Raw genomic sequence first — 21,569 nt, 5'->3', positions numbered from 1 at the left:
ATTTAGAAACTATATCGCAGCCCTACCAATCCTCTCACAGAATAGTACTCTGTTTTTAAGGGACGCTCCTTTTGCCCGCGATACATGGTGTATGGTGTATTGGTCAGGTTATTGATCTCTGCGAATACGGAAAAATGATCTTTAAAACTGTACGCGAAGGAGTAATCCAGCGTAAGGCTGCGACCTACATATACATCATAGTCATTGTTCTGGTGCAGGATCAGCATCTTTTCAGAAGCAGGATCTTTTACAGCATACAGATTCAGCTCATACAGATAAGGATCGCGGTAGTTAAGCCCTATACGGGTAGTGATGTGCTGGTTCTCGAAGTACAGGGCTACATTCAACACATTAGGAGATTGTCGTGGCAAAGCCTGTGGCTTGTCTCTGGCTTCAATGCGCATCTGAGAATAGGTATATGAGTAGTTGATATTCACCCCCAGGTTCTTCCATATGCCGGGCAGGAAACGCAGCTTACTCATCAGCGATGCTTCTATACCTGTTGCAAAGGCCTGCGGTGCATTCTGAAACTTCTTGGCGATTACCCCACCCGGAATCTGGAATTCATTCGATACACCGTTATTGTCCGCACTACTGCTTTCAAATGCAGTGTAGATGTGGTCTTTAACCTGTTTATAGAAACCTGAAACACTCAGCATACTGGTGGCGCTCAGGTAACGTTCATAGGCGAGGTCATAGTTCCATGAATAAGTCGGTTTCAGATTGGGGTTGCCATATACCAGGTCATTATTGGAGTAATTAATGGCAGCAGCACCAGGTTTGATCTCGTTAAAGTTAGGTCTCCGGAATGTGCGGGTTACCGCCAGTCGCAGGTTCTGCTTATTACTAAGAGTATATTTTGCATTCAGCATAGGTAATACAGACCAGTAGCTTTTGCCGGAACGAACCGGTGTCAACGCAACCCTACCCAGTGCCGGATCTATGGTAATAATGCTATCTGCCTCAACAGTAGGACTGGTATACTCTACCCTTACACCAGGCACCAGTGTCAGCTTCGCCACAGGACTCCATTCTGCCATAGCATAGCCTGCATACACGGTCTCTTTGTATCTATAGCTCGATCCTACCATCTGCTGGAAGTAAGGCGTTTGTGTACCGAAAGGAATATGGCGCAAGGTATCGCCCAGGCCGGACACGAAATTATCGATCTGGTCTCCGCTCAGGAAAGGCAACAGCTTACCGGTATACGGGCTACCCAGCTCTGCAAGGAAACCACCACGCTCGTTGAATTGTGCCGGTTTAAATGTATTGTAGAGAATAGACGAACTCAGATCTTTATTGCGCTCCCACAGCTCCAGGCCTACATTACGGCGACCTTCTTTCATACGCATTTTTCCGCCGAATTTTATTTTCAGGTTATTCTTTGCAGCGTATTGCAGATCGATCTGTGCGGTAATAGGATCTTTCTCCCAGGTATTATTGGTTTCTGAGTAGGCGCGGGTAAAGGCAAAAGAGGTGTCCGAAGGATTGACCAGGGGCACATTTTCATAAACCGGTTGTATGTTGCGGTAATGATCTCCATAACCCGGCTCAGGACTATCAATATCCAGGAGTTTCAAGCGGTCATAGGCATTGCGCTCATCCGTTACTTTTCCGTTCTCATCGAGGTAGATAAAATCTTTAAAATTGACAGACTTTTCAAACTCCACTACATGATAACCGTTACGGGGATCTCCTTTTTCAAAAGGCACCGGTCCGTACTGGAAATGGTTACTGTAGCTGGCGATGCGCCAGTTGGCCGATAGCTTTGCAGAGGGCTTCAGCTCCCCGCCCAGCTCTGCTCCCCAGAAATCGGTAAGCATGATATTGTGAATATTCTGCAGCTTGATCGACTGTCCCCAGCCGGTGCTCCAGTTATACATGGTCTTGCGGTTGTATTCCTCATCTTTCATATGACCATACACCCCTTTGGCATATATCCTGGCACGATCATTAAATTTATACTCCAGTGCAGCATTAGCACCCAGTGTATTTCGCTGTCCTTCATAATCTCTCAGCTCCAGGCGCGATAAAGACTGGTCTATATTGGAGCCATAAAACACCTGGTAATTATCTGTAGCCCAGTTACGGCTGTATAATGAACCTCCGGCGAAGTACCCGAATTTTCCATTCTTACTCCGGTTCCCAAAAGACAGTGCTGCATTATATACTGGCTTCTGTGCCTGTGCATTAAAACCGGCGCCTATAGAAGCTTGTACCGCTTTTTTAGCCGGTGCATTTTTAGTAATAAAGTTGGCACTACCACCGATTGCATCCGCTTCCATATCGGGAGACAGGGTTTTGGACACTACAATATAATCAACCAGGCTGGAAGGAAAAATATCGAAGTTCATCGCACGGGTTTTAGACTCCTCATCTGCCACCGGCATACGATCACCATTGACCAGTGCTGCACTCCAGTCAGAAGGTGTACCACGGAAAGAGATAAAACGCCCCTCTCCCTGATCTGATTCCATAACCACACCGGGCAGGCGTTGTACCGCCTCAGCCACATTACGATCCGGCAGTTTTGCCACACCCTCTGCCGATACGATATTGGAAAATACCATTGAAGACTTCATCATATTCAAAGCCTTGGTTTCGGTGCCTTTCATGTCTGCAACAACCGTAACTTCATTCAGCTCTTTTTCACTCAGTTCAATGCTGCCCAGGTCTGTATCTGCAGTCAGTACAATGTCTTTCGAATATTCATTATATCCCATGGATGATACCTTTAGTGTATACTGTCCCAGGGGTACACCTACCAGTGCGAAGGAGCCATCCAGTTCTGTAACCGTATGGTATTGCTTACCGGCCAGTGATATAATAATACCGGGCAGGGTCTCCTGCTTATCTTTCACCACACCCTTAATGGTAGCGGTCTGTGCGATAGCTGCTCCGGGTAAAATACTACAAACAATATATGTAGCTATATTTTTCATTATTACAGATTATATTATTGATGTATTAATTATGTGTATGGTCTCCGTCTCCGTCTGCTTCATGATGCTTCGGGTCCGGCGCTTCCGGTCTGGGATGCAGGGCATTTTTATGTGCAATCATCATGCTGGCATATTCCGGTGTTCTGAAATACTGTACTACCGGGATTACACTGATATAAAAGTCTTCTTTAAAGAAGGAGGCTCTTTCCGCTTCCGGCAGTGAAGTATATAATTGTTTATAGGTTTCCATGCAGGATGCAAATACTGTTTCGGCCTTTTCTGTAACCTGTACAGGCAATTGATACTTCTGCACTTTATACAGATTACCGGCAATACCCAAACGGTGTTGCAGCATATCTACCTGCACCTCAATGGCCATTTGCTCCCGGTTACTCCGCTTTTCCTGAGCAGCCACCTGAACACCTAATACTGTAAAACCCAGCAGGTATACCAACTTCTTCATAACACGTTTGAATTATTGTTTTGATAGCGCAAAATTAATAAACACATGTTTACATATGCTTAACTCTTGTTTACCAAATTGTTAATAAAAGAAGTAAACAAATATTTACACAATGGTATTATGCCAAGTTAAAAAGACATAATATCTTTGATGTTTACAGATACTATACATGGAAGGAGCATTTCTACTTGAAGTAAGCCGGAGGATTAAAGAATTCCGATACGAGAAACGATTAACGATACAGCAGCTGGCCGATCGTTCAGGTGTGAGCAAGGGCCTGATCTCCCAGATTGAGAACGGAAGAAGCATCCCCTCCCTGCCGGTACTGTTCAGCATTATACAATCTCTGGAGATGGCGGTAAGTCATTTCTTCAGCGGCATAAACCTGCAGACGCCTAATGTAATCGTACAACGTAAAAAAGACTACGAATCCTTTACCAAAGAGGATGCCAAGGGATTTTTATATAAACGCATATTTGTCAAAAGCCTTGCTGCTTCTACGGTAGACTTTGTGATCCTGGAGCTGAGTAAAAATGCAAAAAGAGAAGAAGTGACCACAGATGCCTTCGAATATAAATATATTATACAGGGCGAATGTGAGTATATGATCAATGGTGAAACGTATTCTTTATCAGAAGGAGACTCCTTATTTTTTGACGGACGACTGCCTCACTTACCTAAAAATACAGGTACTGATAAATGTATTATGCTCATTGTTTACTTCTTCACCCAAAAGTAAACAAATACTAAACATAAATTTAGCATTAAGATAACATAGGGTTTTTACCTTCGCAGCGAGATACAAATACTAAACTTTAGTTTAATGAATATCAAGCGCAGACTGGAAGCAAACTCCCTATTATTTATATGCTTTGCCACACTGGCCTCTTTCCTGACCTATACCGCTATGTACGCGGTACGCAAGGCTTTTGCAGCCGGTACTTACGACGGACAAGCTTTTCTCGGTGTTGATTATAAGATATGGCTGGTGAGTGCACAGACTATCGGTTATACTTTATCTAAATATTTCGGCATCAAAATCGTTGCGGAGAACACACCCAGGCAGCGTCCCCGGTATATTATAGGGCTCATCTTGACCTCGGTACTCGCCCTGGCATTGTTTGCCCTCATTCCGGCGCCATATAATATACTGGCCTTATTCCTGAATGGGCTGCCTATTGGTATGATCTTCGGTTTAATTTTCAATTACCTGGAAGGGCGCAGAAGTACAGAGATCCTGGTTGTCGGATTGACCATTACACAAATTGTCTCCTCTGGTTTTATTAAAAGTATCGGGCAATATTTCATCCATACATTAGGTGTAGCCGATATCTGGATGCCTTTCCTGGTTGGCATCTGCTTCCTGCCGGTATTATTACTGGCAGTATGGATGCTAGAGCAGCTGCCCCGCCAGACCGCAGAAGATATTGCCTTGAAATCGGAACGGGTGCCGATGAGCAAAAAGGAACGCCAGGCTTTTTTCCGCTTCTTCTTTATGGGGCTGGCTATATTCATGGTAAGCTATATCCTCATGACCAGCTACCGCGACTTCAGGGACAATTTTGCGCCGGAGATATGGCGTGGGCTTGGATTTGAAGGGAATGCTTCTATTTTCACGATCAGTGAGATTCCGGTATCTATTATCATACTCCTGCTCATGATTGTAATGCAGCGCATTCGTGAAAACCTGAAAGCATTTATGTTTATACATGCCATCAGTTTTATGGGCGCCATTATTATGCTGGCCGGAACCCTGGCCTACGGGGCACATATGATCAGTCCACAGGTTTGGATCTGTGCAACGGGTATCGGATTATACATCGCTTATGTACCTGCCAATACTATATTCTTTGAACGTATGCTGGCGGTGTTCCGCTACCCGGGCAATGCAGGTTTCATTGGGGTAATGGCCGATTTCTTTGGCTATTGCGGCAGCATAGGCGTGTTGTTTTACAAGAATTTTTATGACAGCAAAATGAGCTATGTCGATTTTTTCTACCATACCACCATTTTCATTGCCGTACTGCTCCTGATCAGCCAAACCGCTTCTGCACTGTATTTCCTGCGAAAAGCAAGAGCCGAACGCAAAACCAACAGTTTACAATTACTAAATAAAAGTTTAGTATAAATAAATATTTGTTTTACCTTTGTATACCATATCAATTTAAAAATTTAATATGCACAACGAATCTATTAAGCTCGCCATTTTTGACATGGCCGGCACTACTGTCTATGATGATGATTTTGTAACCAAAGCCTTATGCAAAGCCCTGGAAACACATGAATATATTGTTCCGCTGTCTGCTGCCAATGAAGTAATGGGCATTGCCAAACCAGTTGCCATCAAAATGTTGCTGGACCGCTTTTATCCCGACACGGACCATATTTCCATTGATACGCTGCATGCTTCTTTCCTGCAGATCATGAAAGACTTTTACCGCAATGCCCCGGATATCTGTGAGATTGAAGGTGCTACAGATACCTTTAGAACATTACAGGCCAAAGGCATAAAAGTAGGACTGGATACGGGTTTCAGCAGAGACATTACCGATATTATCATCAACAGACTGGGATGGGATAGTATCCTGGATGTAAGTGTGGCCAGCGATGAAGTGACTCACGGTCGCCCCTACCCGGATATGATCCTGAAAGCTATGGAACTGACCGGCATACAGGAAGCCCAACAGGTAGCTAAGGTAGGCGATACACCAGTAGACCTGGAAGAAGGTCACCGTGCCGGTTGTGCTCTGGTGGTAGGCGTATTGAGCGGAGCCAATAATAAAGAGGTGCTGGAGCAATACCCGCATACCCATATTATAGACTCTATTACTGACTTCACGGGCCTGATCAGCGAGTATGAGCTGGCTACTGTAAAATAATATAAAGTACCCTTATAGTTTCATTAATCAAAACGGGCTGTGGTGTCTACCACAGCCCTGCTTTTATAGTCTATTTTATATCATTCCACCATTCGGTAAATACTTGTGCCGTATCGCCCAGGTGAACCGGCTCGCCTATACGGGGCGTAACCAATGGTATCTGTCCGGCATTGAGCCTGGATATCTCCCGCAGCGGCTCGTTCCAGTCATGCAGAGCCAGGGAGAACTTACCGGAGTGTACCGGCATAATTCTTTTCGCATTCAATTCTTTCGCGGCCTTCAGCGTTTCTTCGGGCAGACAGTGTATAGCCTGCCAGGCCACATTATACTGACCGTTTTCCAGTATAGCCAGGTCTATGGTACCAAATCGCTGGCCAATGGCCTTAAAGCGATCATCATATCCGCCATCACCACCCAGAAATATCTTTGCCTTCGGTGTTTCCAGCAGGAAGGATAACCATAAGGTATTGTTGCGTTTGAAGGTGCGGCCGGAAAAGTGGCGTGAGCTGAGGGTATGCAATTTCATACCATGCTCCAGCGGTATGGTTTCCTCCCAATCTCTTTCTATGATCTTATCTGTGGCATAGCCCCAATATTCGAAGTGGGCGCCGACACCAAGACCGCATACTACTTTCTTCACCTTGTCTTTAAGCGCCTTGATGGTTTCATAATCGAGGTGATCGTAGTGATCGTGACTAATGAGTAAGTAATCTATCTCCGGCAGATCGGCTACTGTATAGGCATCTGAGCCTTTAAAGGCCTTTGTAGAACCTGGTACGGGCGAGGCATTGCCGCTGAACACCGGATCTACCAGGAATTTTACTCCGTCCATTTGCAGGAAATAGGAAGAGTGTCCGAACCATACCACTATATTACTGTCTGCAGGCAGGTGCTTCAGATCGGTATGTACAGAAGGGATATCCTGGTGTGGTTTCTGATTTGGATTTTTAGAGAAAAAGAACTCCCACATTATCTTTGCCATAGAATAACCTTCGGTAAGTGAAGGGGTATGGGTTTTGTTTTCAAAAATCCCGTTTTTAAAATTCGGGGACTGCTTCATTCGCTCCAGTCTTGCGCCAGATGGTGCTTTACCGAACTTTGGTTGTTGCATATATAATAATACAGTCAATACCAGTAACAGTAGTATTACTCCTATAATTGCGATCATACGTTTTACTATTTTAAAAAATCTCTTCATTATTATTTCAGGGCTTTGGCTGGCTATGCTTAGCGGGCCAGTATTTTAATGTCTTTTATTTCCAGTATCTGTTTTGAATAGCCTTTGGTTACCGCATGAATCATGGCTTGCCCTACCTGGTGCAGGGTCAGCGATTGCTTAGGCAGTAATAAAGGAAATAATGCGATTACAGGTTTAAAGAACCAGCGTACATTGCGCTGTCCCTTTACGGGTTTCATAAATCCAGGACGGAAGTTGTACTGTCCGGCAAAGCCCAGTTGCATCAGGGCCTCTTCGGTGCGTCCTTTTACTTTCTGCCACATCTGTTTCCCATTACTATCGGTATGTGCACCGGTAATATAGTTGAAGACCATATGCGGTGCGACCTGCTGCAGTGCTGTGGCAAAACTTACCGTTGTATCATAAGTAATGCTGGTATAGTCTGCTTCATTCATACCTACAGAACTGATGCCGGCACAGAAGAAACAGGCATCATAATCTGCAAGGGCGGTGGCATGTGCTCCCAAATGTTTAAAGTCTTTTACCAGCAGTTCTTTCAGCTTAGGGTGCTGCATATCATAATTTCTGCGATTGACCATTAGTACTTCCGATACGGCTTCGCTCTGCAGGCAATGCAACAGTACACCCTCTCCTACCATTCCGGTAGCACCTGTTATAATAACTTTTATCTTTTTCATATTGTCTGATTCAAATGGACTGAATATTCATTCCAAAAAAATGATTAAATATTTATTCTTTAATAGCATCCCAAACCAGGCGCAGTTGCTGCTCCAGGTGTTGTTTGTGCTTGTCTTTACCTGCGCTGATCATCCAGCGCACATATGTAGTTACGGTGCCCGCCAGGAAATACAGGATAGCTTCCATATCTATATTTTTGATAATACCCTCTTTCTGTCCCTGTTCAATCAAGGCAAAAACGGGTATAAACCCAGCTTTACCTTGCTCTTTGGTACTGTCCAGTATCAATGGAGAATGCTGGAATTGATCCATGAAAGCAAAGCCCTCCGGATGTTTCAGGTAGAAATTGATAAATGCGGTATAGTAAAACAGGAAGCGGGTTTTTAAGGGTGTTGCTTCATCAATACTTTTGGATACCAGGTTTATTTCCGAACCTTTAATGTACAGGTATATGGCATTGATCAGCTCTTCTTTGGTGGCGAAATAATTATAGATGGTGCCCATACCGGTACCGGCTGCTTTTGCAATAGCTGACATGGGCGTAGCCTGTGCGCCATGCTCAGCCAGCAGTTTCATGGCTGCTACGATAATTTGTTCTTTCTTATCCACAGGACAAAGGTATACAAATTGGAATGAATATTCCAATTTATTCACAACATTTTAAGAATACTAATCTTGAGCCAACAGAAAGAGCAGACCTAAGGTCTGCTCTTTCTGTTATCGGTGGTGCTATCCCGTACGGAATAAGTACGTTCTATTTAAAGTATTTATTAATCGCCTCTGTACGATTCTTGGCCTGTAACTTCTTGTATATATTATACACATGCCACTTGATCGTCGTTATCTTGATCGTCATTTCATTAGAAATCTCTTTATAACTATGTCCTTTGGCCAGAAGTTCCAGTAATTCAGCTTCTTTCAAAGTAATAGAATAGGAAACTTCCTCCTCCGGCTTATCCTCTTCCTCGGTGGACTGAGGCATATAGTTCAGTATTTTGGTAGCAATACAACTGCTTATAGGCATTTCTCCATCAAAAACTTCCATGATGGCATCAATGATCTGGTAAGGTTTACTCTTCTTGACTATATAGGAATTCGCACCGGCTTTCAGTGCCTCAAATATGCTGTCGTCTTCTTCATTAATGGTGCATACCATAAATTTAGTGTCCAGCCCCAAAGGCTTCAGCTGCCGGATGCATTCAATACCGGAAATATCCGGAAGGCCCAGGTCCATTATAACTACATCAGGTTGCTGCTCTTTGATTACCTTAACAGCTTCCTTTCCATTACGTACAATACCGAGATACTTAAATTTTTCATTGCTCAGCACAATGCTTTTAAAGTACTGCTGATGTTCTGGCTGATCCTCGACAATAAGAATTTTTATCATATGTGTAGTCTAAGTTAACATTTCTATGCGAACCTCCACCCTGGTCCCAATCCCATTTGCTCCATCGGTCCAGTTCACAGTACCATAGAGGTTTGAAATATTCCGGTGAATATTGGTCATTCCATACCCATGACTGCTTTCAGGTGAATTCTTCTTCCTCTTTAATCCTATTCCATTATCACTAACAGCAAAATAATACATTTTATCTGCACAATTGATCTCCAGCACAACTTTTGTAGCCATGGAATGCTTAACAATATTATGAATGATCTCTTTAAACGAAAGATATAATGCTCTGCGCTGAAATGATTGGATCACGGTATCTTCATCGCTAACCTGCTCTTCCCAGATGAATTCAATACCAGCCTGTTCCAGAAAGTTCTTTGCAAACCTGATCATGTAATGATTCAAACTACGCAGATTGTCGTTCTGTACATTCAGGTTCCAGATAATTTCATTGATCTGCTGGTGCAGGCTCTGTGAGCGTTCTTTGACTATATTTAAATGTTCTTTCTGTTCCGGAAACTGCTCTGCGATTTCCACAGCCATTAATGTAGAGGTCAGCGTAGAGCCCAGATCATCATGCATCTCCCTGGATATACGGTTACGCTCTTCCCAAAGCCGGTTACGGTATTCTGAATCGCGGCGCATTTGCAACTGCATCCAGTACTGTTGCTCGATCACTCTTTTCTTTTTCTTATAGTAAAGAATAGAAATGGTAAAGCCAAACATCAGAATGGTGATAATGGTAGAAAAAATAACATAATTTTTCTGCCGCTTCATATCATATTCTTTCGATTTGATCTCCAGCTCGTTGGCCATATATGTCATCTTCGCTTCATAATCAAGCAGCAGTTTATTATTCTCTGCCTGGTGCATTTCATCTGTCAGCGCAGCATATCGCTCCTGATACGCTACTGCATGCTCCAGGCGATGCTGTTTCTTGGCCAGTAAATACGCGTATTTGTAATAGGTTCTCAGGTCCCGCCTGAAATATTTGGCCGTATCTGTAGAGGTAAGTAATTGCTGCAGTAATAGCGCAGCACTATCTGTCTGATCCTGTTTTATGTAATGGTTAATCAGCATGAGGCAGGACAATTCTGGCTGATTATTCGGTGACGGATGCTCCTCCATCTCCTTTATGGATAATTGTGCATACAATCTACCACTATCGCTCTGTTGTTTATCGTAATAATAACTGGCCAGGTTGGTATACAGAATGGGTTTCAAACCATCCAGGTGCAGCGAATCCACAGCATGTTTTGCAGCAAACAGGTAGGTGGTCGCAATATTTTTAATGGAATCTGAGGCTTCTGCAAACCTGCAGTAACCATTCAGAAGAATAACAGCATCTCTTGCAGGATTCTTCAGTTGTAGTGCCTGCCGGATAAAATATTTATAGTATTCCGATGCCTTTTTCAGATTGCCCTGGTAAGCGTACAGATCAGAGATGGTACCATATATGTTGTATAACAGGGCAGAATCAGTTGTATGCTGCAATAGATCCAGTGCAGACAATGCATTATTAACAGCAGAATCGTACCGCTCACTTCCCTGGAAATAAATGGCTTTGGAGAAGGCGGTTTTTGCTTTAAGATTATCAGCATCTAGTTCCCCTCGTTTAAGCATCAGAAATTGGCTATCGAGGAACATTCTTGCCGAATCGGGATTTTTCTTAATATTCGAAAGCAGGAATACCTGAGAGCTATAGTAGTTCTGGTTTGCAATAGCAGGATCATACTTTTGCTCTATTCTACGGACTTGCTCCAGGAGGGAAGGCACTTGATCAGGTTCATTATACCTGATCTCAAATATTTTACGGACCAAGGAATCCTTAGCCAAGGAGTCATTATAAGAAAGATCAAGTATTCTTGTCTGTGGCGAACAGGAACGACAGCTCCCGAAAGCCATTGTGATACTTATCAATAAAAGTAAAAATCCGCTGCGCATATATTTTCCCTGAAGCATTATCGGTCAACCACAAAGATACAGCTGAAAAGTCAGTGAAGCTCCATACCACAAAGCCATTCAGGCACCAAAGCACCCATGTATGTCATCAGCTGCCGCGCAATACGGACTGATAGCCTATTCAGGAATTACTTATTCCGCTTGAAATAAACATTGATCGCCTCTGTTCTGTTGGAAACATTTAGCTTCTGGTATATATTATGTACATGCCACTTGAGGGTATACACACTTATAAATAAGAGTTTAGACATCTCGCGATAATTCAGCCCCTCGTGCAACAATTCCATAATTTGTATCTGTCGCTTAGAAAGCTGAAAATCAACAACTTTTACATTTTGATCTGCTGTTTGATCATGCAGATATTCCCATATATTTTTAACGATGCTGCTGCTTATGGGCCTTTCTCCTGCGTGCAGGTCCTTAATAGCATCAATAAACTGATAAGCCTTACTATTTTCCAGCACGAAATAGGCATCCGCACCGGCTTTAATGGCTTCCAGTGAATTTTCATTTGATTTATACCTGGAGCACACCATAAACTTAACCTCTTCAGATTCCGCCTTTATCCGCTCAATACTTTCCAGTCCCACAGACTCGATTACATCAATGTCAATAAGCACAACGTTCACCTGCTGCAATCCAATCATCTCAATGGTCTCTTGTTCATTGCTGAAGCAACCGATATAACTAAACTCGGGGTCACTTTGTGCAATGGTTTCCAAGAGCAGCCGGTTCGCCTCATTGACAGCTACAATTGCTACATTTATCATACAGTCTTCATTACTGATTTTACATTATTACCGCTCTGTCATGCCATATAGGAGCTCTACCCATAAGTGTATCATAACAATACAAGCATACAAAACGCAACTAAATTTATGCAATATAAACACAATTCCAACACTGTAGCTAAAATGAATCATATGGAACATAAGAAAAAAATTCCCTACTGAGAGATAAATTAAAGCCACCAAAAAACTACAAAAGCGATTCATCAATCTGAACCGCTTTATCTCTGATATTAAAAAAAATTGCTGTACATTAAAGAGCTTCCTTTGTGCCATCAGATGGCAGGCAGGTTTGCAGATCCTTTGCTCAAAGCCAGGAAAACCATTTCAACAAAACAGCCTTCTGTATTCAAATTACACATCTCAGTTGAATTATACAAACATAATGGTAAATACTATTTCTTTAACTGATCATCCTGCAACTAGCCTGCACTTTAAAATGTATCTAATTAGAAACGTGTTACACTATAATAATAGCGGCCTTACGGCCGCTATATTAACTGACTAATCCGGATTCATATCCCATTATGAACATCCGGCAACAAAAATAGAAGCATTATATAGTGTATGGATTAGGACTACCCCTAACTTTTGTACTGTTTATTCTTCCAAAACCATACCCTACCCATACTTTTCTGCAAAAACGGAAAATACCCCATACTTTTGTACTGGTGCCCCACACATGCAAGAAAGATATTGCCCAGAAGAATCCGTAAAGAAATCACTTATACGCAGTATACCGCTACACAAGCTTTTACGCTACAACAATAGGACGCACTGGCGTGCATAACCCGCTACAATATAAGCCAGCAATAGGTTTAATGTGCAGGCATAAAAAAAAGCAGTCCTAAAAAGAACTGCTATCTCCTCTAAATTATACCCTTTAAGTCGGGTAACGAACTAACTATTACTGATATTACAAAGCTATTCAGCAGTCTGCAAAAGTTTGCATGAACGGCACTAACTTTTGTACTGTTTTTTCCCATACCAACATCCATAAGCTGAACTAAAAAGTAAGCACAACAGTGGATGCAAAATCAACAAAACATAATACCACACTGCATTACGTAAGAACAAAGGAAAAATAAAGGGTTCAAACAGTCTATTCTGCAACTAACTTATGTACTGTTTTTGCCTATCCAATTAAGGATGTACTCCTTATTGATATACTTTTGTTCAAATACGTCAAAAATCTATACTACAACCAAACTAGAGACTTACTCATTACAACCTACACTGTGTATTTATTAAGTCAAACACATTGTTGATTTTTATAATTTTCATGAAAATGCTTACCATTAATTCAACAGAAAAGAAAGCTAAAGTCCTGGACGGGGCATTATTAAAATTGTATTATAAACTCGAAGAAGCGAGAATCAGTGAGAAGCTTACAGCATTTAACATCGTCAGATACCTTCCGCTCAAAAGCGGCTTCCAGGTAAAGATTGGTGGCCTTTATGGTTTTATATCCATTGAGGATATGCCCTGGGAGTATGACAAGAGGTCATTCTGGAAATCAGCAGCGCCACACCTTACCCAGAAAAGATTCAGGGGAAAGATCGCCGAGTTATCATCTAAACCACTGAGTATCCGTGTGTCTATTGACAAGGGTGAGCCCACCAAACCCCGGCTGGCCAGAAAAATATCGTACAAAGGTGTTATACTTCATAAAACACCCCAATACCTGATTATTGATCTTGGCATGTACACTGATTGGAAATCGGGATCTGTAATCGGTATTGCATACCGGCATTCATATGCCAATGAAAAAATGTTTGATCAGTTGAATATAGGCGATACCTGTATCTCCTCTTTCCATGGGCTTACGAAAAAAGAGACACCCATACTCGAAATCAGGCGAGCAGTATAATACAATACTTTTCCCATACTTTTTGAAGAAAGATCTGTGTTTTTAGCAGATAAACCATACTTAAGATTGTTCCGACGATGACGTTAACTGTAATACATATTCTACTTTTGTATGGAGTTAACCATCGATAATTATTTAAAACTCGTTGAGTTCAACTCAATCTCTTCATTACAGCTCAAGAGGCGATCTTTTCTAAGATTGCCTTTATTTTTACCCTGAGGTGTAACGATAGCTACGCTGGTTTGACAAATAAGTTCATGCGGTTTACACCAAAATGAAATATGCGTATATTAAAATCTGTAATTTTTTACTTATTTTTGACAGAATAAGCAAAAACGGAACTATTGCCTGCAAGAAAACACATATTATATTTTCTGTTCATGATCATATTATCATGTGTCCCTTCTTTAATGCAAGCCTGTGGTAAGCATCAGGCAAAATCAGATCCGGTCAAAGCGCTATCTGCAACGCAGACGACAAAGAAAGAAAAATCATGCTGTAAAAAGGCAGCCCCATACAAGCGTTGCCATCAGTGCTCCCGTTCTGGTTGCGGAAAGACCTGCCATTGTGCTCCTTATGCCCACCAGTTTATTGTGCTCACCAATAGTGCTTTTAAAACCTACAGTTACAAACCTGTTTATGTAAACAACTTCAACCTGTTTACCTACACATTCCTTTCTTCAGATTATTCTTTTATCTGGACACCGCCTAAAATAGGCTAAACAGTACCTGTACAGCCCACATTGTGCTCTGTACTCATTAATCATCAAGCTACATAAGGTACAGCATACGTTGTTGACGCTGTTATATACTGCCTTGCAGACAGGCAGATAATTGTACTATATTCACATAAAATATCACTTATTCAAATGAAAAATATACTGTTCATACTGGGCTTCCTGTGCACCGCACTGATTGGAAATGCTCAGAAAAATGTCACTTTAAAGATCAATCACAAACTGGGCAGCAATAGCTTTGCTTTTAACCAGACAGCACAGAATGATCTTAATCAACAGTTTCAGATAACCCGTATTGATTATTATATTTCCAAAATCACCCTGATCCATGACGGGGGAATGACCACAGCCGTTCCGGACCGTTACATCCTGGCCAAAGGCAGCAATACGGTAAGCGAGCTGCTGGGCACTTTCAATATTACCAATATTGAGGGCATCCGCTTCTCTATTGGTGTGGACAGCCCTGCCAATAATGCCGATCCGTCTTTGCAACCTGCGTTGAGCCCTTTGTCTTTCCAGTCTCCTTCCATGCATTGGGGTTGGTCTGCCGGCTATCGTTTTGTAGCACTTGAAGGCAAGACCGGAACCGGCTTCAATACTGTATTTGAGCTGCATGGCTTATGGAATGCCAATTACTTTGAGCAGACCGTAACCGTAGCTGGTGTAAACAGTGGTAATAATATCAACATTTACCTGGATGCAGATTATACACAGGCGCTGAAAGGTGTGAATGTAAGTACGGGACCATTAGAACATGGTCATAATGGTGCTGACCTGACAGTGCTTCAAAACTTCAGAGATCATGTATTTACCGCTGGCAGCCCTACTGCATTATATGATATGACGCTCGACAAAGGTGTTACTGTATATCCTAATCCGAGTAAAGGTCAGTTCCGCATCAACTACACACAAGCCAATATTAAAGCCGGTAGCTACCAGTTAATGGACCTGAATGGCCGAGTGATCGAAAGCAATAAACTGTCCCACCAGGACCAGATTACGCTTTCCGGAAAATATTCCGGCACTTATTTCCTGGTATTGTTCCAGGAATCGCAACCGGTATGGGGTAAAAAAGTAGTACTGGAATAATTACATGTATACCCGGTCTGTTATATATACATTTTGTGCTGGCCTCTTGCTGACTGTTGTTGCAGTGAGCTGTAGTAAGACGTCTATACCTGTCGGTCCGGAACCGGCACTGATGGCTATTCCCAAGGGTTTTACGCAGATGAACATTCCTTCAGACAATGCCTTTTCAATGAGCCGCTGGCAACTGGGCAAACGGCTGTTTTATGACAAAGCACTCTCAGTAAATAATACCATCAGCTGTGGTTCCTGTCATAAAGCTTCGCTGGCGTTCAGCGATTCCGTAGCCCTCAGTAATGGGGTGAATGAAGCCGCAGGAACCAGTAATGCACCTACCCTGTCCAATGTCGGTTACCAAACCTCCTACACCCGTGCAGGAGGGGTACCTACGCTGGAAATGCAGGTACTGGTGCCTATACAGGAGCATAATGAATTCAATACGTCCATACTGGATATTGTACAGAAACTTTCTGCTGATGCTACCTACCAGTCTATGGCACAGGAAGCATATAGCCGCAGTATAGATCCTTATGTAATTACCCGGGCGCTGGCTTGTTTCGAGCGCAGCCTCATCAGTGGCAACAGCCGTTTTGACCAGTATTACTACCAGGGGAAAAGTAATGCATTGTCTGCCGAGGAATTACAGGGCATGCAATTGTTTTTCTCTGAAAGGACCAACTGTTCCGGCTGTCATAGTGACTTCAACTTTACCAACTATCGTTTTGAGAATAATGGTTTGTATCAGCAGTACAGTGACAGTGGCCGTATGCGTTTTACCCATCTCGAAAGTGACCGCGCCCGATTCAAAGTACCTACCCTGCGCAATATTGCCTTTACAGCACCTTATATGCATGATGGCAGCATCAGCAGCCTGGAAGCGGTTATTGAGCATTATAATTCCGGAGGAGCCACGCATTCCAATAAGAGTGCGCTGATCAGGCCCCTGCAACTTAGTCCGCAGGAAAAAGCAAGTCTGGTCGCTTTCCTCAAATCCTTATCTGATTACACATTTATCCGTAATAAAAAATTCAAAAATGAATAAGCTTAAAGTACTGCTGTTCATCATTCTGTCGGCCTTCATTGTATCGGTTAATGCCTGTACCAAAGACAGAGATGATACCGCAAATGAACCCTATACCCTGGCATACGGAAACTTTCCGCCGCCTAACCTGCCTGCCGACAATGCGCTGACCAAAGAAGGCGTAAAACTGGGCCGGATGCTGTTTTACGACAAGATCCTCTCCCGCACCAATACTATATCCTGTGCTTCCTGCCATATGCAGCAGTTTGCCTTTACCGATACGGCTACCCTGTCTATAGGGGTACGCGGACTGCATGGTAAGAGACAGGCCATGAGTGTATTCAATATGGCCTGGCATAACAATGAATTCTTCTGGGATGGCCGCGCGCATCTCCTGCGCGATCAGTCGCTGATGCCGATACAGGATGAACTGGAAATGGATGAGACCCTGGATAATGTACTGGCAAAGCTCAATGCCAGCGAGACGTACCGCAAGCAGTTCAAAAAAGCATTCGGCACTGAGCATATCAATTCCCTGCTCCTGTCTAAAGCCCTGGAACAGTTTATGCTGACCATCGTTTCCCAAAATTCCAAGTACGATGATTTTCTGGCGGGCAAAGCCACACTGACGGCTGAAGAAGAGCGTGGCCGCTTCCTGTTCTTTACAGAATACAATCCGGGCTTCCCTAATGCATCCGGTGCAGACTGCCGACACTGCCACAGCGGGGCTGATTTTGAGAATAATCAGTTTATGAATAATGGCCTGGATGCTGATGGTGCCATTACAGATTTCGGAAGAGAAAAGGTTACGCACAATAGCAATGATCGTGCGAAGTTTAAAGTGCCTTCTTTACGCAATATTGCACTGACCGCTCCGTATATGCATGACGGCCGTTTCAAAACCCTGGAGCAGGTGGTGGATCACTATAACCTGGTAACCAATTCTGCAACCCTGGACCCGTCTTTCCTGCAGCAATTGCCCAATGGTTTACAGTTAACCGCTGCGGACAAAGCTGCACTGGTGGCCTTTCTTAAGACACTAACTGATACCAAGCTGACCACTAACCCTGAGTACAGCAGTCCGTTTTAAGTAACAGTAATTTTATTTATCATAAAAAGCCCTCACTATGCTTAGTGGGGGCTTTAATATGTTATATCAATTCCATCAATTTGCATATCGCCTTCTCCTGCGCTTCATGCTGGTGTGGTTCTAAAAAAGTATTCAGCAATACTTTCTCTTCAGCATAATCGTAAAAAAAAATGCCCAACCACCCCATACTCCAGAAATCAATTATCCCTCCACGTTTTTTTTGTATTAAACTCCACCTGATCCAAAGCACCAAAATCTCCTTCACTAAAGGATTTATATTTCAATTCATAATTGCGGAATGCAACAGCTAACTGCCCCTTAAACCATTCTATTTTTTTCATTAGAAAAAGTAAATTTTAAGCTATATCCAAACAGCTATTCAATATATGATGCACAGTGATCAAATATCACAATTGGTACAGAGATATATTTCATTTTTTCAAACAGTAACGCAGTATTGCAACATGCAACATAATGCAGTAGCTAATTGCAAACAACTAAAAGCAGAACATTTGCTGACCATAAAGAACCAAATTACTATATTCGAAAATATAAATACACTGTAATTCAGATAGCTACAAATAAAAAAGAACAAGTATTATGCTCACTCTTAGTAATTAACAAGAAATAAATAATAAAAAAGGTGCGACATTTAATAGATAACCTATTTTTAATCATTAAATAAACAAAAATGAAAAACTACACCTTACCCTACTACGGAACAATAGACTTTGACAACATGGAAAGCGAGTATTACGCCAACATGACATTAAGTAATGACCAGATTGAACTGGAATTAAACTTATTGGATGATACTATAGATTTAGAGCAGTTAGATGCAATTAAAATCTTTTTAAACAACATAGAGCATATCCTTAAAAAGCCTAAATTTTATATTGAGCATGCAAGTGCAGATGGTTCAGATGAAGGTGTTGAAATGTATGTCGATCATCATCTACAGGAATTCAACAATGAAACATTAAAGGAAATACTTGCATATTCCCATCCGGATACCGATCTCAAAACAGCATTGATAAAAGCATTAAGACCCGTTCGTATTAGTATTGACATAGAGGATACAGAGCACGAACCTACAGTGGTCATTGACTATACTATTGATCCAGATAAAACGCAATATATTCTTGTTTGTGAAACAAAACTTGATGGATCAGTATTATCAACTTCAATGGAAAGTTAGTATTCCTAACAAAGTGCATTTTTTAGATAATTGTATGAGTGTGGGCAGCGAATCTAATCCATAAAAAAGCGATTGAAATTTCTGTCAAACTCAATACCATATGGGATTTGGGAGATGTTAAGCAAAAAGAGAGGTTGCAAAAACTTGTATTTCCGAATGGTATTATATATGATCGCATTTCAGGGGTAGTTCGAACCGAAAACGTAAACCCTATATTTGATGCAATAAGTACAATATCAGAATTTTATAAAGACAAAAAAAACAGGATAACTGATGCAAATGATCAATTATCCTGTTGTGTAGGGAAGACAGGGTTCGAACCTGCGACCCCCTGGTCCCAAACCAGGTGCGCTACCGGACTGCGCTACTTCCCTATCCGGTCTTTCAATCTTAATCAAAAGTGCGGTGAGGGGGGGATTCGAACCCCCGGTACAGTTTGACCCGTACGGCAGTTTAGCAAACTGCTGATTTCAGCCACTCATCCACCTCACCAGACCATTAAGAACTTTGTTTCTTTCGCTATCGAAAGGAGTGCAAAGGTATATTTTACTTTTTAGAAAAACAAATTTTTATTGAACTTTTTTTTCTCCTACATCGCCGCCAGCTGCACTTTATGCTGGATTTCAAGGAATGACTCGCGATACTTTTCATCTGTCTTCAGGAAGTCTTCTACTTTCTGTACAGAGTGAATCACTGTAGTGTGGTCGCGCTTACCAAAATGGTCTCCTATTGTCTTTAAAGAACACTTGGTAAACTTCTTCGCCAGGTACATCGCAATCTGTCTGGCGTTCACCACATCACCCGTTCGGGTCTTCGATTGCAGCTTATCATAATCGATCTTGAAATAGGTACAAACCATCTTCTGGATATCTCCTATACCAATTTCTTTTTCCGGCGTTTTGATCAGGTTTTTCACCACACGTTTTGCCAGCTCCAGGTCTATATCTTTCTTCAGTAAAGTAGACTGTGCCAGGATGGAAATAACGGCCCCTCTCAGGTCACGGATATTGTTCTGAATATTGAAGGCAATATACTGCGCTACCTCTTCAGAGATCTCTGTACCCTCATTGCGCATGATCACCTCAAGGATAGCCTTACGCGTTTCAAAATCGGGTTGCATCATCTCTGCCGTCAGTCCCCAGCGGAAACGACTCAGCAGGCGCTCCTGCATGCCATCCAGGTCTTTAGGTGCCGTATCGCTCGTCAGTACAATCTGCTTACCATTCTGGTGCAGGTGATTGAAGATCGCGAACAGCGCATCCTGTGCCTTAGGCGCATTGGTGAAAATATGAATATCATCCAGTAGCAAGACGTCGATCAGTTGGTAGAAATTAATAAAATCTCCTACTTCACGATTTTTGGAATGCTCGATATATTGATTGATAAATTTTTCGGCACTTACATACAACACCGTTTTGTTCGGATGCTGTTTGCGCACTTCATTACCAATAGCCTGCATCAGGTGGGTCTTACCGCAACCGGTACCACCAAAGATCATCAGGGGATTGAATGAAGTTTCGCCTGGTTTTTGCGCGACACGCAGACCGGAGTTGCGGCAAAGAATGTTACACTCCCCTTCGATAAAGTTATCAAAGACCAGGTTTACATTCAACTGCGCATCAATCTGCATACGCTTCATACCCGGAATGGCAAACGGATTCTTGATCTTGGAAGGATCCTCTACCATCAGCGGCATGTCTATATAATTGCTCTCTTTGCTCGGTCTTGCATGACTGCTTGCAGGCAGTTGCATAGTAGCCGGTTGCTTCTGAGAGTTGTTCTCCATCTGTATGCGGTACGCCAGCTGACCGGAACGGCCTAAGACTCTTTTGATGGTTTTGGCCAGCAACTCAACATAGTGCTCTTCCAGCCATTCGTAGAAGAACTGGCTTGGCACCTGTATGGTGAGGATATTATTGGTTAAATCAACCGCGCGGATCGGCAGGAACCATGTCTGATAAGCCCTTCTGTTGACATTATCTTCAATGATAGACAAACATCTCTCCCAAGCGATGGCAGGGTCGAGGTGCTCGTGCTGAACGGTAGGTTGAGGTTGATTCATTTAGTTATAATAGAGGTTGCTGATATTCAGAAAAATATGTCTTCAATGCTATTCCTAATTTACAGAGGCGACAAATCCACGTCAGTATGACTATTACTTTTAAAAAAAGTTGCATACTGAACAGTTAATTGGCTTACTAAAACTAGTAAATTGTTTCGCTACTTACCCCTCACTACAAGGGCCGGTCTTCACGGAAGAG

Annotated in this window: 19 protein-coding genes and 2 tRNA genes; 9 read left to right on the top strand and 12 right to left on the bottom strand. The window is 42.5% G+C overall.

Translation table 11 applies throughout. The features are described from left to right. Positions 1-2: 2 nt before the first annotated feature. Together EMP01_RS08065 and EMP01_RS08060 are read right to left on the bottom strand one after the other, a co-directional pair. Positions 3-2,942 carry a TonB-dependent receptor gene (locus tag EMP01_RS08065; RefSeq protein ID WP_129020998.1) on the bottom strand — a complete coding sequence of 980 codons (2,940 nt, stop codon included), beginning with the start codon at positions 2,940-2,942 and terminating at the stop codon, positions 3-5. 25 nt (positions 2,943-2,967) lie between these two features. Next, positions 2,968-3,405, bottom strand: coding sequence for a hypothetical protein (locus EMP01_RS08060; RefSeq protein WP_129020997.1), 438 nt, complete (start codon positions 3,403-3,405; stop codon positions 2,968-2,970). Positions 3,406-3,574: 169 nt separating this feature from the next. On the opposite strand from EMP01_RS08060, the gene EMP01_RS08055 reads away from it, so the two are divergent. The 3 genes from EMP01_RS08055 (at position 3,575) to EMP01_RS08045 (ending at position 6,284) form a co-directional block, all read left to right on the top strand. Further along, positions 3,575-4,144, top strand: coding sequence for a helix-turn-helix domain-containing protein (locus EMP01_RS08055; RefSeq protein ID WP_129020996.1), 570 nt, complete (start codon positions 3,575-3,577; stop codon positions 4,142-4,144). Between the two features lie 84 nt (positions 4,145-4,228). After that, positions 4,229-5,533: a DUF5690 family protein gene (locus tag EMP01_RS08050; RefSeq protein ID WP_129020995.1), complete on the top strand. Its 1,305-nt coding sequence runs from the start codon at positions 4,229-4,231 to the stop codon at positions 5,531-5,533. 49 nt (positions 5,534-5,582) lie between these two features. After that, the gene (locus EMP01_RS08045; RefSeq protein ID WP_129020994.1) at positions 5,583-6,284 is read left to right on the top strand and encodes an HAD hydrolase-like protein; all 702 of its coding nucleotides are present in this window, start codon (positions 5,583-5,585) and stop codon (positions 6,282-6,284) included. A 70-nt stretch (positions 6,285-6,354) separates the two neighbouring features. On the opposite strand, the gene EMP01_RS08040 is transcribed toward EMP01_RS08045, so the two are convergent. From EMP01_RS08040 to EMP01_RS08015, 6 genes are all read right to left on the bottom strand, one after another. Further along, on the bottom strand, positions 6,355-7,452 hold the full coding sequence (locus tag EMP01_RS08040; RefSeq protein WP_237559501.1) for an MBL fold metallo-hydrolase: 1,098 nt from the start codon (positions 7,450-7,452) through the stop codon (positions 6,355-6,357). A 59-nt stretch (positions 7,453-7,511) separates the two neighbouring features. After that, positions 7,512-8,159 (bottom strand): NAD-dependent epimerase/dehydratase family protein, encoded by a 648-nt coding sequence (locus EMP01_RS08035; RefSeq protein WP_129020992.1) that lies wholly within the window; start codon positions 8,157-8,159, stop codon positions 7,512-7,514. 52 nt (positions 8,160-8,211) lie between these two features. Continuing rightward, positions 8,212-8,769: a TetR/AcrR family transcriptional regulator gene (locus EMP01_RS08030; protein ID WP_161971265.1), complete on the bottom strand. Its 558-nt coding sequence runs from the start codon at positions 8,767-8,769 to the stop codon at positions 8,212-8,214. A 145-nt stretch (positions 8,770-8,914) separates the two neighbouring features. Then, positions 8,915-9,550 (bottom strand): response regulator transcription factor, encoded by a 636-nt coding sequence (locus EMP01_RS08025; protein WP_129020990.1) that lies wholly within the window; start codon positions 9,548-9,550, stop codon positions 8,915-8,917. Positions 9,551-9,559: 9 nt separating this feature from the next. Beyond that, the gene (locus tag EMP01_RS08020) at positions 9,560-11,392 is read right to left on the bottom strand and encodes a sensor histidine kinase (protein ID WP_161971263.1); all 1,833 of its coding nucleotides are present in this window, start codon (positions 11,390-11,392) and stop codon (positions 9,560-9,562) included. Between the two features lie 254 nt (positions 11,393-11,646). Then, positions 11,647-12,288, bottom strand: a complete 642-nt coding sequence (locus EMP01_RS08015; protein WP_129020988.1) for a response regulator transcription factor — start codon at positions 12,286-12,288, stop codon at positions 11,647-11,649. 1,306 nt (positions 12,289-13,594) lie between these two features. Between EMP01_RS08015 and EMP01_RS08010 the strand changes: the two genes are divergently transcribed. From EMP01_RS08010 to EMP01_RS07990, 5 genes are all read left to right on the top strand, one after another. Beyond that, the gene (locus tag EMP01_RS08010) at positions 13,595-14,176 is read left to right on the top strand and encodes a hypothetical protein (protein WP_129020987.1); all 582 of its coding nucleotides are present in this window, start codon (positions 13,595-13,597) and stop codon (positions 14,174-14,176) included. Positions 14,177-14,556: 380 nt separating this feature from the next. Further along, positions 14,557-14,898, top strand: a complete 342-nt coding sequence (locus tag EMP01_RS08005; protein WP_129020986.1) for a hypothetical protein — start codon at positions 14,557-14,559, stop codon at positions 14,896-14,898. Between the two features lie 147 nt (positions 14,899-15,045). After that, a complete protein-coding gene (locus tag EMP01_RS08000) occupies positions 15,046-16,002 on the top strand; it encodes an MbnP family protein (protein WP_129020985.1) in 957 nt (318 codons plus the stop codon). A gap of 64 nt (positions 16,003-16,066) precedes the next feature. Next, positions 16,067-17,041, top strand: a complete 975-nt coding sequence (locus EMP01_RS07995) for a cytochrome-c peroxidase (RefSeq protein WP_202616025.1) — start codon at positions 16,067-16,069, stop codon at positions 17,039-17,041. Then, the gene (locus tag EMP01_RS07990; RefSeq protein ID WP_129020983.1) at positions 17,034-18,110 is read left to right on the top strand and encodes a cytochrome-c peroxidase; all 1,077 of its coding nucleotides are present in this window, start codon (positions 17,034-17,036) and stop codon (positions 18,108-18,110) included. Before EMP01_RS07995 ends, EMP01_RS07990 begins: the two co-directional genes overlap by 8 nt. Positions 18,111-18,307: 197 nt before the next feature. Here EMP01_RS07990 and EMP01_RS15515 read toward each other — a convergent pair whose 3' ends face one another. Further along, positions 18,308-18,451, bottom strand: coding sequence for a hypothetical protein (locus EMP01_RS15515; RefSeq protein WP_161971262.1), 144 nt, complete (start codon positions 18,449-18,451; stop codon positions 18,308-18,310). 350 nt (positions 18,452-18,801) lie between these two features. Here EMP01_RS15515 and EMP01_RS07985 point away from each other — a divergent pair, with 350 nt between their 5' ends. Beyond that, on the top strand, positions 18,802-19,308 hold the full coding sequence (locus EMP01_RS07985; RefSeq protein ID WP_129020982.1) for a DUF2004 domain-containing protein: 507 nt from the start codon (positions 18,802-18,804) through the stop codon (positions 19,306-19,308). A 300-nt stretch (positions 19,309-19,608) separates the two neighbouring features. Here EMP01_RS07985 and EMP01_RS07980 read toward each other — a convergent pair. The 3 genes from EMP01_RS07980 to dnaA form a co-directional block, all read right to left on the bottom strand. After that, a tRNA-Pro gene (locus EMP01_RS07980) sits at positions 19,609-19,682 on the bottom strand. 29 nt (positions 19,683-19,711) lie between these two features. Further along, a tRNA-Ser gene (locus EMP01_RS07975) sits at positions 19,712-19,800 on the bottom strand. Between the two features lie 97 nt (positions 19,801-19,897). Then, positions 19,898-21,370, bottom strand: a complete 1,473-nt coding sequence (gene dnaA / locus EMP01_RS07970) for a chromosomal replication initiator protein DnaA (protein WP_129020981.1) — start codon at positions 21,368-21,370, stop codon at positions 19,898-19,900. Positions 21,371-21,569 lie beyond the last annotated feature (199 nt).

Origin of the sequence: Edaphocola flava (assembly GCF_004118155.1) — a bacterium.
GTDB lineage: Bacteria > Bacteroidota > Bacteroidia > Chitinophagales > Chitinophagaceae > Edaphocola > Edaphocola flava.
Note: the sequence above shows the minus strand (reverse complement) of the source record. Positions and strands in the feature narration are given on the sequence as shown.